A 13,415-nucleotide genomic window follows, 5' to 3' on the forward strand; every position below is an offset into this window, starting at 1 on the left:
GGGCCGCCGCCAAATAAATTAAAGTAATTCAAATACGCCTGCAGCACCCATTCCGCCGCCGATACACATGGTAACGACACCGAATTGTTCCTGTCTGCGTCTTAGTTCATTGATTAGCGTTAAGGTTAATTTTGCACCTGTACAGCCAAGCGGGTGGCCTAATGCAATCGCACCGCCGTTTACGTTCACTTTTTCTTCATCAAGGCCAAGCTCGCGGATGACCTGGATGGACTGGGAAGCAAAGGCTTCGTTTAATTCAAACAGGTTGATATCGGAAACCTCAAGGCCAGCAAGCTTAAGAGCCTTTGGAACGGCAACAACCGGACCGACACCCATGATTTCCGGCGGAACGCCGCCGACAGCGAAGGAGCGGAATCTTGCCAATGGCTTAAGGCCAAGTGCTTCAGCTTTTTCGCGGTCCATAATCATAACTGCAGCCGCACCATCACTTGTTTGTGATGCATTACCGGCAGTTACTGAACCTGTTACCGAGAATGCAGGACGAAGCTTTGCAAGTGTTTCAAGATTTGTTTCCGGACGAACACCTTCATCAACAGAAAACTTGATTGTTTTTTCAACCAGTTTATTGTCTTTACCGACAGAACGGAAAGTAACATCAACTGGAACGATTTCATCAACAAATTTGCCTTCCTGGATGGCTTTGAAAGCTCGTTGATGGCTTCTTACTGCAAAAGCGTCCTGCTCTTCACGGGTAATGCCATATTTTTTCGCTACCTCTTCAGCTGTATGACCCATTCCCATGTAATATTCCGGTGCGCTTTCGACTAGTTTTGCGTTTGGCCGGATCACGTGTCCACCCATTGGCAGCAAGCTCATTGATTCCACTCCGCCGGCGATCGCTGTGTCAGTGTGCCCAAGCATGATGGATTGTGCAGCATAGGCAACCGCCTGCAAACCGGATGAGCAGAAACGATTGACAGTAATGGCTGGAACCGTGTGCGGAAGTCCTGCCAATGCCCCAATGTTTCTTGCCACGTTCATGCCTTGCTCTGCTTCAGGTGTCGCGCAGCCTATGACTAAATCATCGATATTACCATCATAATTTCCGGCACGCTTTAATGTTTCTTTAACGACTAATGCTCCCAAATCATCAGGACGAACCTGGGCAAGCGTTCCTTTTTTCGACTTGCCGACCGGTGTTCTTGCTCCGGCAACGATTACCGCTTCTCTCATGTAAGTTCCCTCTCTTTCTTCCAATCTTGGAATATACGAATCTATATGTCTGCCAAGGGCGCAGGGCCCCTGGCTGTCACTTAACGTTTAATACTTCAAGCTCGTTTCTAGTTTCTTAACGGCTTGCCTTTTACAAGCATGTGCTGCATGCGCTGCTGTGTTTTAGGTTCTTTGATTAAGCTTAAGAAAGCTTCTCTTTCAAGGTCTAATAGATATTCCTCGTCGACTTCGGTACCATATGGTACTTTACCGCCGGCAATGACGTAGGCGATTTTCTTCGCAATCTTTAGGTCATGCTCAGAAATGTAGCCTGAAAGCTTCATCCCTTCAGCACCTAGTAAAAGTGTTGCATAACCAGTTTCACCAACAACCGGTACCTTCTTCTTCACGCGTGTTTTATATCCTTTTTCGTGTAAAGCAAGTACAGCTTGCTTTGCATCATATAATAAGTGGTCACCGTTTACACTGATTCCGTCAGCTTTGCTTAAGAAATTATTCTCGCGCGCTTCTTCAGCAGAAGTGGAAACCTTTGCAGTAGCAATTGATTCGAATACCTTATTGGCAACCTGCTGGAGGTCGAATTGAACTCCGTTTGGCATGTTTTCTAAGTGTTTGATGTAAAGCTCTTTGTTTCCACCACCGCCAGGCAATAGTCCGACTCCGACTTCAACAAGACCCATATACGTTTCAGCAGAAGCTTGAATATGTGCAGATGGCAAGCAAACCTCAGCCCCGCCGCCAAGTGTCATGCCAAATGGCGCAGCGACAACCGGTTTGGCGCTGTATTTTACTTTTAATAATGCTTTGTGAAGCTGACGAACTACCATGTCAAGCTCCCAATAGTTGTCATCCTGCGCTTCCATCAGCATCATTGCTAGGTTAGCACCGACGCAGAAGTTCTTGCCCTGGTTGCCAATAACAAGACCCTTGTAGTTTTTCTCCACTTCATCAACAGCAAAGTTGATCATTTGAATCGTGTCCATGCCGAGTGCATTGTTTGGAGAATGAAACTCTAAGAGTGCTACTCCATCACCGATATCGATTAGGCTTGCGCCGCTGTTTTTCTTAATAACGCCTTTTTGTTTCTTAATTTTCTTAAGATCAATCGTTTTTGGATTGAACTCAACAAGCTTGTATTCACCTTTATCGTAGTAGTAAAGCTCGTTATTTTCTTCTTTATAGAAGGAAGTAAAGCCTTTTTCGAGCATTTCGGTTACCCACGAAGGGACTTCCATGCCTTGTTCCTTCATCTTCGCTACCGATTTTTCAACACCGATGGCATCCCATGCTTCGAACGGTCCGTGCTCCCAGCCGAAGCCCCATTTCATGGCACGGTCGATGGAAACGATATTATCCGCGATTTCCCCTAAAAGCTTAGCGGAATAAACTAAGTTTTGGGAGTTGGTATTCCATAAAAATTGTCCGGCACGGTCATTTGCGTAAACAAGCGCTTTCAATTTGTTGCCGGTGCCCTTTTCCTGCTTAGCAAGCTCCATGGATGGAGTAGACAGCTTTTTGCGCGGACCGTATTCAAGTGTATGTGGATCTAATTCAAGAATTTCTTTACCTTGTTTCTTGAAGAAACCTTGACCAGACTTGCTTCCTAACCAGCCGTTTTCAATCATTTGCTTAAGGAAAGCAGGTACTTCAAAAACTTCCTTCTCGTGACCTTCGACTTTTTCGTACACGTTCCCAGCAACGTGATAGAAAGTGTCTAGTCCAACTACATCAAGAGTTCGGAAGGTAGCACTTTTTGCACGGCCAATTAGTGGACCAGTGAGGGAATCAACTTCACCGACACTATAACCGCCCTTTAACATTTCGCGGACAGTGACGAGCAGGCCGTAAGTTCCGATGCGGTTGGCGATAAAGTTTGGTGTATCCTTCGCTACAACGACACCTTTACCTAAGACATCCTCGCCAAATGTTTTCATGAATGAAAGCACTTCTGCATCAGTATATTGTGTAGGGATGATCTCTAATAATTTCAGGTAGCGCGGCGGGTTGAAAAAGTGTGTTCCAAGGAAGTGCTTTTGGAAATCCTCTGAACGGCCTTCCACCATCGCTTCAACAGAGATACCAGAAGTATTGGAGCTAATAATGCTGCCTGGTTTGCGGTATTGGTCAACTTTTTCAAAAACTTGCTTCTTAACATTGAGGTTTTCAACGACTACTTCGATCACCCAGTCAACATCTTTCAGTTTCTCAAGGTCATCTTCAAGATTACCTGCTTCGATTAGCGCGATATTCTTCTTGGCTGAAAGTGGTGCTGGCTTTTGCTTAAGTAATTTTTGAATGTTTGTGGCTGCGATGCGGTTGCGTACCTGTTTATCTTCTAATGTAAGTCCTTTGGCTGCTTCTTCTTTTGTCAATTCACGTGGCACGATATCCAATAATAGTGTTGGAATGCCGATATTTGCTAGATGTGCCGCAATTCCTGATCCCATCACTCCGGATCCTAAAACGGCTGCTTTTTTGATTAATTGGTTCAACATTGTCTCCCCCTTCAAACTTTGAATGAATACTCATTCATTTTTTGGGTAAAAAAATTTCAAACACCTGAATGAGTTTTACTACTAATTACTATAAGATATTTCAAAAAATTGTGCAATCGGTAAACGTGGAAAATTGAAATTTTTTTGAATAATGATTCTTCTTCTCACTACGATATATATTTTTGGGGCTGGGCAACCTATATTTTGAGGTGATAAACAATGGCGAAAATGAAGAAAAATCCGTCTAAGGCAGGCGTCAGCGCAGCGAGTGTGCAAGGTAATGCCGGACCGGGCCGCGAAGCAAGCGGAGTGGACAAGCAAAACAGCCAGAATAGTCAATTTAAACGATAATTGTTAGAAAAAAGGTGCTCCTGGGTTCAGTTTGGAGCACCTTTTTTGGTGGAAATTCGCATTCCGAGTTGTCTATCGGCGAATTTTTCGATTCTATCGGCGAATTTCAAGTCTCTATCGGCGAATCCGGCAATTCTATCGGCGAATCGAAAAATTACTTCTTCGTAGACTGCCTATGCTGTTCATTTAAGACCTTAATTTCATTAATAATTTCCTTCATTTCCGCGCGCGCTTCCGGATAAAGCGCACTCCAGTGGCCGATTAACGCTGGCATCGACTTGGCGATATGCGAGTACAGCGCCCAAGCCTTAACTTTTTCTTTTGTCTCTCCATCAGTTTCCCCAACCAACAGCTCACTATATTTCTCAAGCAAGGCCTCGAACTGCTGAGCAAAATCCTTCTCCATCTTCCTGGCACCTTCCATTCTTGACATTTAGACTGCACGGGCAGGTTTTGCAGCGTTTGCTGCTCCCTTCAAGCTGGTATGTAAAGCAGCACGTTTTTCTGATACGTACCTCTTCTGCCTGCTCATCCAAATAAATTTTTTCAACGTAATATTTTTGCAGTGGGTTCAGCTTATAGCGGCCAAACAAAGACCCTTCTGCTTCAAAAATTAAGAACGAAAAATCCTCTACTGCATTTTTATGTTCTTTTAATTGTGATTCGTACAGCCAAAATATATAAACAGCAATATTTTCCCACAGAATCAATTTCGAAATACCAAATGTTTTTTCAAACAGTGTTATTAGCGGGTAAATATTTTTTGCAAAAAGCTCTTTGACCACACCTTTCCGCCATTGAGAACGTGCTTCCCTGGTATCCCAATCTTCAGCTGTAAAATCCTTGAGTGAGAAAGCCGGAAGCCAGTTACTCTCTTCTGAAGCGGCCTCCATTTTAACAGCCTCAAACGAAACATTGATTTTTTTATTCCAGGCGGTCATCGCATAAAGCGAAATTACCGCTAAAAAGGCATACCTTTTGATAAAAATCGAGGAAGCTATTTTTTCCGAGGGAGCACCTATCGTTTTCGACAGGTCCGCCATAAAATTTTTTAAGAAGGCTTCATCAAGTAAATGAGCTGCTTCAAAGGAATCTTCCAAAGCAGCTTTGAGCCTGTATTTACTTAGTACAGCAATTTCTTCATCTGTTAGCAGTTTAACCATTGGCAGCCGCCGCCTTATCTAATATACATCTTCCCTTGCCATATGGAATGCATAATGGAGTTCCAAACAACGGGTCCATTGTTACCTCGCAGTCCATATCAAATACGTTTTTCACCAGGTTGCAGTTGATCACATGCTCCGGCTTTCCCTGGGCGTAGACATTTTGATTCTTGATGGCGACAATATTATGGGCATAACGGCAGGCAAGATTTAGGTCGTGTAGCACCATGACCACCGTCCGTTTTTTCTTCTCATTTAATTCAAAAAGCAAATCAAGAATCTCGATTTGGTGGGTCATGTCCAGGTAGGTCGTCGGCTCATCAAGTAAAATAATTTCTGTATCCTGAGCCAGGGTCATGGCAATCCAAGCCCGTTGCCTTTGGCCGCCGGAAAGGGAATCCACAGGTCTGTCCTTTAAATCCTCTAGCCGTGTTGCTTTAAGGGCATCTTTTACCTTTTTCTCATCCTCTTCCGACCACTGCCGCAGCCAAGTTTGGTGTGGATAGCGTCCCTGCTTAACAAGCTGCAGGACAGTTAAGCCTTCAGGTGCAGTCGGTGACTGTGGCAAAATCGCCATTTTTTTTGCAATCTCCTTTGTCGATAACTTGGAGATTGCTTTACCATCAAGAAGAACAGAGCCGCTTTTCGGCTTTAGAAGACGGGCAATTGAACGAAGCAGAGTCGATTTTCCGCATCCATTTGCACCTATAAAGACAGTAATTTCACCCTTAGGAATTTTTAAATCTAATTCCTTTATGATGAGAGTTTCTCCGTAGGATATGGACAACTCCTTTGTTTCAATCGAACTTGTCATATAAAGCCAGCTCCTTCAGCAAGATTTAGATATTTCTAGTTTTAAAAAGTAAGTAAATAAAGTAAGGGGCACCGATTCCTGCTGTAAATACTCCTGCAGGCACCTCCAACGGTGAAAACATCGTCCGGCCGATCAGGTCTGCCAGCATCACAAGGATTCCGCCAAGCAATGCTGAAACCGGCAGCAACGCACCAAAGGACGACCCGACAAGCCTGCGCGCCATATGCGGTGCCATTAGCCCGACAAAGCCAATGCCGCCGGCAAATGCCACGGAACCGCCGATTAATGCCGTACTAATCATTAATAATAGAAAACGGTGCTTCTGTACCTTTTCACCCAAGCCAGTCGCTACGTCATCGCCAAGCTCTTGGATATTTAGCGTCCGCGCTGCCACAAAGGCAATAATCAAAAAAATCACTGCCCACGGGGCAAGAATGGCGACGTTTTTCCAATTGGAGCCATAGACGGTTCCGGTAATCCAAATATTCGCCTGACTCGCCTGATAAATGGGCCCCATCACCATCAAAAGGGTTGTTAATGCCTGCATAAGGGTGGAAATTCCGATTCCAATTAACACAAGCCTAATCGGTGAAACTCCATTTTTCCAAGCAAGGAAATAAACTAAAAATGCTACAACCCCAGCGCCAATAAAAGCGGCTAGCGGGAGCCAAGCAATGCTGACGGTAAGCGAGTGGTTTTTGTCGCTAAATATCGCTAAAAAGCCGACAACAGCAACCGCCGCCCCGCCGGTAATTCCCAACACATCAGGAGATGCCAGCGGATTGCGGATCATCCCTTGCAAAATACCGCCAGCTGTTGCTAAACACTGGCCAACAATGAGGGCGACAATAATGCGGGGCAGGCGGAAGGAGGTGATGACCAGCGTCTCCATATCCGGCCCGGAGCCAAATAACACCTTTAAAACGGTCAGAGGATTAATTTTCATTTCCCCGGATCCCGTACTCAGGACAAAAACCGCAAACGTGATGATCAGCAGGACGGTAAAAGTAATTCCAGCTTTGCGGTCCATTAAAACAGAGAATCTGCCATTAAACAGACGGAAATTTTTATATTTGCTCATCGTGCATTGAACCCCTTTCTTGCAATGTAAATGAAGAACGGAGTTCCAATAATGGCAGTCATCACACCGACAGGAACCTCTGACGGCATTAACAAATATCGGGCAGCAATATCGGCTGCCAATAATAATATAGCCCCTAAAACCCCGGCCATCGGGATAACCCAGCGATGGTCAATTCCGACAATCGACCTGGTGATATGAGGCACGACGATTCCCACAAAGCCAATCGGTCCGGCCACAGCCACGGATCCACCTGCAAGTAAGATGACAAGCACCCCAATGCCGATTTTAATGAACCCGGTATTTAACCCAAGTCCTTTCGCTACGTCTTCCCCCATAGCAAGGATATTCATTTTTCCAGAAATCAGGAGGGAGCCAAGCCAGCCTGCTCCTATGTACGGCAAGACTGAAACAAGCGTTTCCAGCTTTCGGCCGGAGACCGAGCCAGCGAGCCAAAACAGCACCTGATCCAAGAGGGCTTCGTTCAAAACGAGCAAACCCTGCGTAAAAGACGAGAACATAGCCGCCATGGCCGCACCCGCTAATGTGAATTTCATTGGTGTTAAACCGCCGCGACCTACGGAGCCAATGACATAAACGCTGATGGCCGCGACCGCTGCTCCAAGGAAGGCTAATGCATTAAATCCTTGTGTACTATCAATAGAAAATAAGGTAATCGCGACTACTACAGCGAACCCTGCCCCCGCATTTATCCCAAAAATCCCGGGTGATGCCAACGGATTTTTCGTTAAGGTTTGCATTAACACCCCGGCAATCGCGAGACTTGCGCCGACTACGGAAGCAATCAATGCCCGTGGCAGCCGGACCGTTTGAATGATGATATGCTCATTTGAGCCATTATTGTTTGTAAAAGCGTCAATCGCCATTTGCAAATTCGTGTCTGTATATCCGAAGATGACACTCGCACACATAAGTAACAGCATTAGAATAATAGCCGCAAATAAGCCGGCCCATTTTAAGGAGGAACTTTTTAAAAGCATGTTGAAAAACCTTTCTCTCTTTATCTTTAGTCAAATCCTCTCACTACTTTAGTCTATCGCTAATTGATAATGATTGTCAATTAAATTGATAACCGTTTTCAATTATGATGCTGCCAGCCCTCATGAAATTGTCATTGATTTTGAAAATCATTTTCAATAAAACTGTTGACAGCTGAACGGCAGGCACATTATGATTAGGTTGTAAATGAAAATGATTATCATTCACAATTGAATAAGGAGGATACATACCTAGATGAAAGCATTAAAATCATTTCTAACCCTTTTTTCCGTCATGGCTGTTTTCTTATTGGCGGCTTGCGGCGGCGGGAATACAGAAAAATCAACAGAGAAGAAGGAAAATGGAACTACAACCGAAAAATCGTATACAGTTGAACATGCGATGGGCTCTGCCACAATTAAGGGCACACCTAAACGCGTGGTGGTTTTGACAAACGAAGGAACTGAAGCATTATTAGCTTTAGGCATTAAACCAGTCGGCGCTGTTCAATCCTGGCTAGGCGACCCATGGTATAATCATATTAAAAAAGACATGAATGGCGTAGAAGTTGTCGGAACTGAAAGCGAAGTTAATGTGGAAAAAATCGTTGCACTGAAGCCGGACTTAATTATCGGTACCAAGATGCGTCAGGAAGCAGTATACAATCAACTTAGTGCGATTGCCCCAACCGTTTTTTCTGAAACGCTGCGGGGTGATTGGAAGGAAAACTTTAAATTATATGCAAAAGCTGTCAATCAAGAAGAAAAAGGCAACAAGGTGTTAAGCGATTTCGATAATAAAGTTGTATCATTAAAGGAAAAACTTGGTAGCAAAGTAAATCAGGAGGTTTCAGTCGTCCGCTTTATGGCTGGAAAATCCCGAATCTATTATACAGATTCCTTCTCTGGGGTGATTTTTAAAGAGTTAGGATTTAAGCGTGCTGCCCAGCAGGCTGAGCTATTTACAACTTCTAATAAACTTGGAAATCTGGCAGTTGAGGTTGGCAAAGAGGTCATCCCGAAAATGGACGCGGACGTTCTTTTCTACTTCACTTACGCTCCTAACGGCGACCAGACTGCTTTAAATACCGCTAAGGAATGGACAACGGACCCGCTTTGGAAAAACTTAAATGTTGTTAAAAACGGCAATGCCCATGAGGTCAGCGATGCTGTTTGGAACACTGCCGGCGGGGTTATTGCGGCCAACTTGATGCTAGATGATCTTGAAAAAATCATGCTTAAGAAATAGTTTTTAAAAAAACTTCCCATATACAATTCACATTGAAAGAGCAGGGCTTGCCATGGCCCTGCTCTTTCTCCTTTGTGGACATATTTGGAGAGTTTATCCCCCAAATTGGGGCAGATTTCCGCCGAAATATAGGAGTTATCCGCCGAATCTGGCCGGATCCGCCAAGTTCAAGGAGTTATCCGCCGACTTCCAAATGTTATCCGCCAAACCCAGTACATACAGAAAAAAAAGAGCGAAACAAAGTCGCTCTTTTTCAAACCAATTATGCCGTTGTCGAAAACATATACTTTTTATAATGATACCTGATGGAAAAAATCAATCCCAGCCCCAGCATATTCCCCATCAACGCGCTTCCCCCGTAGCTGATGAACGGGAGCGGAATACCGGTGATTGGCAGGACACCGATGGTCATGCCAATGTTTTGGAAGACGTGGAAGGTAATCATGCTGATGACACCAACACAAATGTAGGTATAAAAATGATTCTTTGTTTCCATTCCAACCTTTGTAATATGGTAAATTAGCAAAAAGAACAAACTAATCAGCACACTTGCGCCAATAAAGCCGAATTCCTCGCCGACAACACTGAAAATAAAGTCAGTATGGCTTTCCGGCAAATATACTTCCCGGTGGCCATAGCCTTTCCCTCCAGTTTGCCCAGAGCCAATCGCCATTAACGATTTGGTTAGCTGATAACCGGCCGAGCTTTGGAAATTATAAGGGTCGAGCCATGAATAAATCCGGCCGAACTGATACTGTTTGACACCTAGATATTTTTCCAGCAAATCAGGCTTCCATAAAACAAAATAGAGAATGGTTGATGCAAGCACAATTCCGGCTGAGAACATGGGCACAAGCAGTTTCCATGAAATGCCCGAGATAAAGATCATCCCTAATAAAATGGCCAAAAATACGAGCGAGGTTCCTAAGTCAGGCTGCTGCATCACCAAGAGCAACGGCACCATTGTCACAAGACCAAGCTTCACCAGCAGCCAAAAGTCAGTCTGCAGCGTTTTAACTTGATTTTTTTGATGATGGTCATCAATCACCCGCGCCAGTGCCAAAATGATAAAAATCTTTACAAACTCAGAAGGCTGCAAAGATCCCATGCCAGGAACCTTATACCAGCTTTTCGCCCCGTTGATTACAGGAGCAATGCTGGTCGGTGCAACAATTAAAAAGCCGAGCAAAAAGATACCAAAGCCGTAAGCGTACCAAGTTAATTTGCGGAGCTGATCGGAATCCAGCGTCATCACCGCCGCGACAATCCCGCCGCCAACCGCATACCAGACAATTTGCTTCAGCAGAAAGTTTTCCTTATATTGACCGCTCGCCTGCGCACTATATATCGACACACAGCTAGCCAAAAACAACAATAATACTATCAAAACAAGACTGTAATCAATCTTGGAGGTTGTGTTCTTTGAAGTCACGAAGAAGTCCCACCTTAAAAAAAAGACTTGTACATTCCTCCATTATATTTTTAATGAACACAAATCACAACTTTCAAACCGTGTTTGGGTGAATTTACATAATCTAAAAATAAATCCGCTTCAGTTCGTCCGCCATCCAATTCAGGTTATTCGGCACCTGCGGAAGACCGTAGCCAATATAAAGCGGCGTCGTTACAAACCTAGGTACAACCTTGGCGTAAATTTTTCCATCAAGATGATGGAAGAAAATATTATAGCTCGTCGCCCTAAAGGGAAAATGATGAAGAATATAATGAGCAGCCATTTGCATATATTCCGCAAAGCGCTCCTGATAGCCGAACTCCGGCATTTCCATATTAAACTCGTAAAAACCAACACGCGGCTTAGTGGAAAGCGTAAAGCGGACCCCATTATCTTCAGCAATCAGAATGCCCTCAAACATTTCAGGCTCGACTCTTTCTTTATAGTCAAGATCATTCAGTCCAATAATTTGCATATGCGGATGGGCCAGGGTGCCTCCAGATAACGGGCCATGATTTTTGAAAAAAATAACGGATTTAAAGCCTCCGCTCTCTTCCATCTCCAGCCAATGCTTCAATCCAAACCTAATCAATCTATGTAAATGCTCTTTTGAATAGGTGGATAGTTCCGCATGACAATCGTCCGTTTCAATTAACACGGTTTGATAGGCATTTTCCAATACGGGATATTTATTTTTCAAGAGAATAATCGGACCATCGACCTCAATCAGGTCGGTAAGCTCTTCTCTGGCGCAAAATGGACAAGCCTGCTCTTTATTACGGTAATTTTCCGGCTTTTTGACCCCAATGGAAGTATTAAAATAAAGATGTTTATTTTCCAACCCGATTCTCCTCTCGAGGATTACTATACTTTTATTTTATGGGAGAATGCAGCACCTTTGCACCTATTTTGTCTTTTAGGAGATAATTTGTTTTTCATAACTGTAAAAAAACAGATGATTTTCATGAATAAGTAAAAATACGCATATGAATGGAATGTACAGGCTTTGCCAAAAAAATATGAACTGAGAGGGAATATATGTTAACCAAACTTGAAGCACTTATCCTCGGGATTATTCAAGGGCTGACGGAATTTCTGCCGATTTCCAGTACCGGTCATCTTTATTTAGGAAGAAATTTGTTCGGGCTGCAGGAAGCGGGCCTATTGCTCGATACAATGCTGCATGTGGGAACATTGCTGGCTGTGTTCGTCTTTTATAAGGATGAATTTATTAAAATCCTCAAGAAACCGTTCAGTAAATTAACGTTTTTGCTTATTGTCGGAACAATTCCAGCGGTGATCTTCGGACTGGCCTTTAAAGATTATATTGATGAAATTTCCAAAACAGGCGTAACGATTGGCTGGGAGTTTTTAATTACAGGTTTATTCCTGTGGCTGGCCGATTCTGCGAAAAACGGCCATAAGAGAATGGACGACATCAGCTATAAGGATGCCTTTATCATCGGCACATTTCAGGCGGTTGCAATTATGCCGGCCATTTCGCGTTCGGGAATGACGATTGTGGCGGCGCTTTGGCGTAAGCTGGACCGGGAAACGGCAGCCTATTTTTCCTTCCTGTTGTCAACACCGGCGATTGCCGGAGCGATTGTTCTGCAAACAAAGGATTTGTTTGGCGGCAGTGCGGAGGAAATTTCACTGTCTGCCTTACTCGTCGGAATTGTCTCTTCTGCGTTCTTCGGTTATATAGCGGTCAGATGGATGATTGGCTATTTGAAAAAGCATTCCTTGAAGCCGTTTGCGGTGTACGTTTGGGTGCTGGGATTAATTGTGCTGTTCTTTCAGTTTACGGGAAAATTCTAAAAAACACGGCTCGCATTCCGGTGCGAGCCGTGTTTTTTTATATTGTAACAATTGCTTTCGCCATTTCTCTGGCCGCATCAGCAGCTTTTTCTTTTGCCGCTGTCATGATTTCCGGGATTTGTTTTGGATAATGGTCCAGCCCTTCAGCATAGACGGTGTCCATTAATTCAAAGCCGAGGAATTCAAGGGCCTTTCTTAAATAGCGGTCACCCATTTCAAATTCGACCAATGGGCCGGTTGAATAAATGCCTCCGCGGGTTTGAATATGAAGCGCCTTCCTTCCTGTCAGCAATCCTTTCGGGCCGTTTTCCGTGTTCGTAAAGGTTTTTCCGTGAAGAAACATACAATCCATAAACGATTTTAAAATCGGCGGTGCGCCCAGATTCCAAATTGGCGTCACGAACACATAGTAATCGGCCGCGATAAAACGTTCGGCCAGCGCATGCATTTTTTCAAGCTTCGTCCGCTCGCCTTCAGACAACTGGTCCTTCGTATACCCCATAAACGAAAGCTTTGCCCGGCCATATAATAAATCCATGTCTATTTCAGGGATATCCATGCTGTAAAGGTGCATATGCTCTATTCCAACATCTGGCTGTATTTTCTTGAATTCCTCAAGAAACACTTCCCCGATCTGTGCCCCTTTTGAAAGCTTTGAATCTACTTTCGGATTGGCGGTTATATATAAAAGCTTGGACATTCAAATCCCTTCCCTTTTTCAAAAATTAATCTCCTTCTATTAATAGTACAACAAACTTCATATGCTCACTATTGAACAAAAGGTGAAGTTTGTGAA

General features: G+C 44.0%; 13 protein-coding genes. 3 read left to right on the forward strand and 10 right to left on the reverse strand.

From position 1 onward, the window contains the following. Nucleotides 1-18 precede the first annotated feature (18 nt). Together KHB02_RS18850 and KHB02_RS18855 are read right to left on the reverse strand one after the other, a co-directional pair. Complete coding sequence (locus KHB02_RS18850) at nucleotides 19-1,194, reverse strand: acetyl-CoA C-acetyltransferase (protein WP_213144315.1); 1,176 nt, start codon at nucleotides 1,192-1,194, stop codon at nucleotides 19-21. A gap of 107 nt (nucleotides 1,195-1,301) precedes the next feature. Beyond that, the gene (locus KHB02_RS18855; protein ID WP_213144314.1) at nucleotides 1,302-3,689 is read right to left on the reverse strand and encodes a 3-hydroxyacyl-CoA dehydrogenase/enoyl-CoA hydratase family protein; all 2,388 of its coding nucleotides are present in this window, start codon (nucleotides 3,687-3,689) and stop codon (nucleotides 1,302-1,304) included. Between the two features lie 219 nt (nucleotides 3,690-3,908). On the opposite strand from KHB02_RS18855, the gene KHB02_RS18860 reads away from it, so the two are divergent. Next, entirely contained in the window at nucleotides 3,909-4,040 is a 132-nt protein-coding gene (locus KHB02_RS18860) for a YuzL family protein (protein WP_213117818.1), read from the forward strand. Between the two features lie 154 nt (nucleotides 4,041-4,194). Here KHB02_RS18860 and KHB02_RS18865 read toward each other — a convergent pair whose 3' ends face one another. The 5 genes from KHB02_RS18865 to KHB02_RS18885 are packed head-to-tail and all read right to left on the reverse strand — an operon-like array spanning nucleotide 4,195 to nucleotide 8,099. Further along, complete coding sequence (locus tag KHB02_RS18865) at nucleotides 4,195-4,446, reverse strand: DUF2573 family protein (protein ID WP_213144313.1); 252 nt, start codon at nucleotides 4,444-4,446, stop codon at nucleotides 4,195-4,197. Beyond that, a complete protein-coding gene (locus KHB02_RS18870) occupies nucleotides 4,406-5,203 on the reverse strand; it encodes an IucA/IucC family C-terminal-domain containing protein (protein ID WP_213144312.1) in 798 nt (265 codons plus the stop codon). The genes KHB02_RS18865 and KHB02_RS18870 overlap by 41 nt, the downstream gene beginning before the upstream one ends. Then, on the reverse strand, nucleotides 5,196-6,017 hold the full coding sequence (locus tag KHB02_RS18875) for an ABC transporter ATP-binding protein (RefSeq protein ID WP_213144311.1): 822 nt from the start codon (nucleotides 6,015-6,017) through the stop codon (nucleotides 5,196-5,198). Before KHB02_RS18875 ends, KHB02_RS18870 begins: the two co-directional genes overlap by 8 nt. A 25-nt stretch (nucleotides 6,018-6,042) precedes the next feature. Continuing rightward, nucleotides 6,043-7,098, reverse strand: coding sequence for a FecCD family ABC transporter permease (locus KHB02_RS18880; RefSeq protein WP_213144310.1), 1,056 nt, complete (start codon nucleotides 7,096-7,098; stop codon nucleotides 6,043-6,045). After that, entirely contained in the window at nucleotides 7,095-8,099 is a 1,005-nt protein-coding gene (locus KHB02_RS18885; protein ID WP_213144309.1) for a FecCD family ABC transporter permease, read from the reverse strand. Before KHB02_RS18885 ends, KHB02_RS18880 begins: the two co-directional genes overlap by 4 nt. Before the next feature lie 253 nt (nucleotides 8,100-8,352). On the opposite strand from KHB02_RS18885, the gene KHB02_RS18890 reads away from it, so the two are divergent. Beyond that, entirely contained in the window at nucleotides 8,353-9,345 is a 993-nt protein-coding gene (locus KHB02_RS18890) for an ABC transporter substrate-binding protein (RefSeq protein ID WP_213144308.1), read from the forward strand. A 262-nt stretch (nucleotides 9,346-9,607) separates the two neighbouring features. Here KHB02_RS18890 and rodA read toward each other — a convergent pair whose 3' ends face one another. Both rodA and KHB02_RS18900 read right to left on the reverse strand, forming a co-directional pair. Continuing rightward, nucleotides 9,608-10,777: a rod shape-determining protein RodA gene (gene rodA / locus KHB02_RS18895; RefSeq protein ID WP_213144307.1), complete on the reverse strand. Its 1,170-nt coding sequence runs from the start codon at nucleotides 10,775-10,777 to the stop codon at nucleotides 9,608-9,610. A 103-nt stretch (nucleotides 10,778-10,880) separates the two neighbouring features. Further along, a complete protein-coding gene (locus KHB02_RS18900) occupies nucleotides 10,881-11,639 on the reverse strand; it encodes a DUF4931 domain-containing protein (RefSeq protein ID WP_213144306.1) in 759 nt (252 codons plus the stop codon). Nucleotides 11,640-11,836: 197 nt separating this feature from the next. Between KHB02_RS18900 and KHB02_RS18905 the strand changes: the two genes are divergently transcribed. After that, a complete protein-coding gene (locus tag KHB02_RS18905; RefSeq protein WP_213144305.1) occupies nucleotides 11,837-12,619 on the forward strand; it encodes an undecaprenyl-diphosphate phosphatase in 783 nt (260 codons plus the stop codon). A gap of 37 nt (nucleotides 12,620-12,656) precedes the next feature. On the opposite strand, the gene KHB02_RS18910 is transcribed toward KHB02_RS18905, so the two are convergent. Then, complete coding sequence (locus KHB02_RS18910; RefSeq protein ID WP_213144304.1) at nucleotides 12,657-13,319, reverse strand: FMN-dependent NADH-azoreductase; 663 nt, start codon at nucleotides 13,317-13,319, stop codon at nucleotides 12,657-12,659. Between the last annotated feature and the right edge of the window lie 96 nt (nucleotides 13,320-13,415).

It is taken from the genome of Neobacillus citreus (assembly GCF_018343545.2).
GTDB lineage: Bacteria > Bacillota > Bacilli > Bacillales > Cytobacillaceae > Neobacillus > Neobacillus citreus.

Coding starts and splice junctions, on each gene's coding strand:
- KHB02_RS18850 (WP_213144315.1), bottom strand. CDS start 1,194: ATGAGAGAAGCGGTAATCGTTGCCGGAGCAAGAACACCGGTCGGCAAG.
- KHB02_RS18855 (WP_213144314.1), bottom strand. CDS start 3,689: ATGTTGAACCAATTAATCAAAAAAGCAGCCGTTTTAGGATCCGGAGTG.
- KHB02_RS18860 (WP_213117818.1), top strand. CDS start 3,909: ATGGCGAAAATGAAGAAAAATCCGTCTAAGGCAGGCGTCAGCGCAGCG.
- KHB02_RS18865 (WP_213144313.1), bottom strand. CDS start 4,446: ATGGAGAAGGATTTTGCTCAGCAGTTCGAGGCCTTGCTTGAGAAATAT.
- KHB02_RS18870 (WP_213144312.1), bottom strand. CDS start 5,203: ATGGTTAAACTGCTAACAGATGAAGAAATTGCTGTACTAAGTAAATAC.
- KHB02_RS18875 (WP_213144311.1), bottom strand. CDS start 6,017: ATGACAAGTTCGATTGAAACAAAGGAGTTGTCCATATCCTACGGAGAA.
- KHB02_RS18880 (WP_213144310.1), bottom strand. CDS start 7,098: ATGAGCAAATATAAAAATTTCCGTCTGTTTAATGGCAGATTCTCTGTT.
- KHB02_RS18885 (WP_213144309.1), bottom strand. CDS start 8,099: ATGCTTTTAAAAAGTTCCTCCTTAAAATGGGCCGGCTTATTTGCGGCT.
- KHB02_RS18890 (WP_213144308.1), top strand. CDS start 8,353: ATGAAAGCATTAAAATCATTTCTAACCCTTTTTTCCGTCATGGCTGTT.
- KHB02_RS18905 (WP_213144305.1), top strand. CDS start 11,837: ATGTTAACCAAACTTGAAGCACTTATCCTCGGGATTATTCAAGGGCTG.
- KHB02_RS18910 (WP_213144304.1), bottom strand. CDS start 13,319: ATGTCCAAGCTTTTATATATAACCGCCAATCCGAAAGTAGATTCAAAG.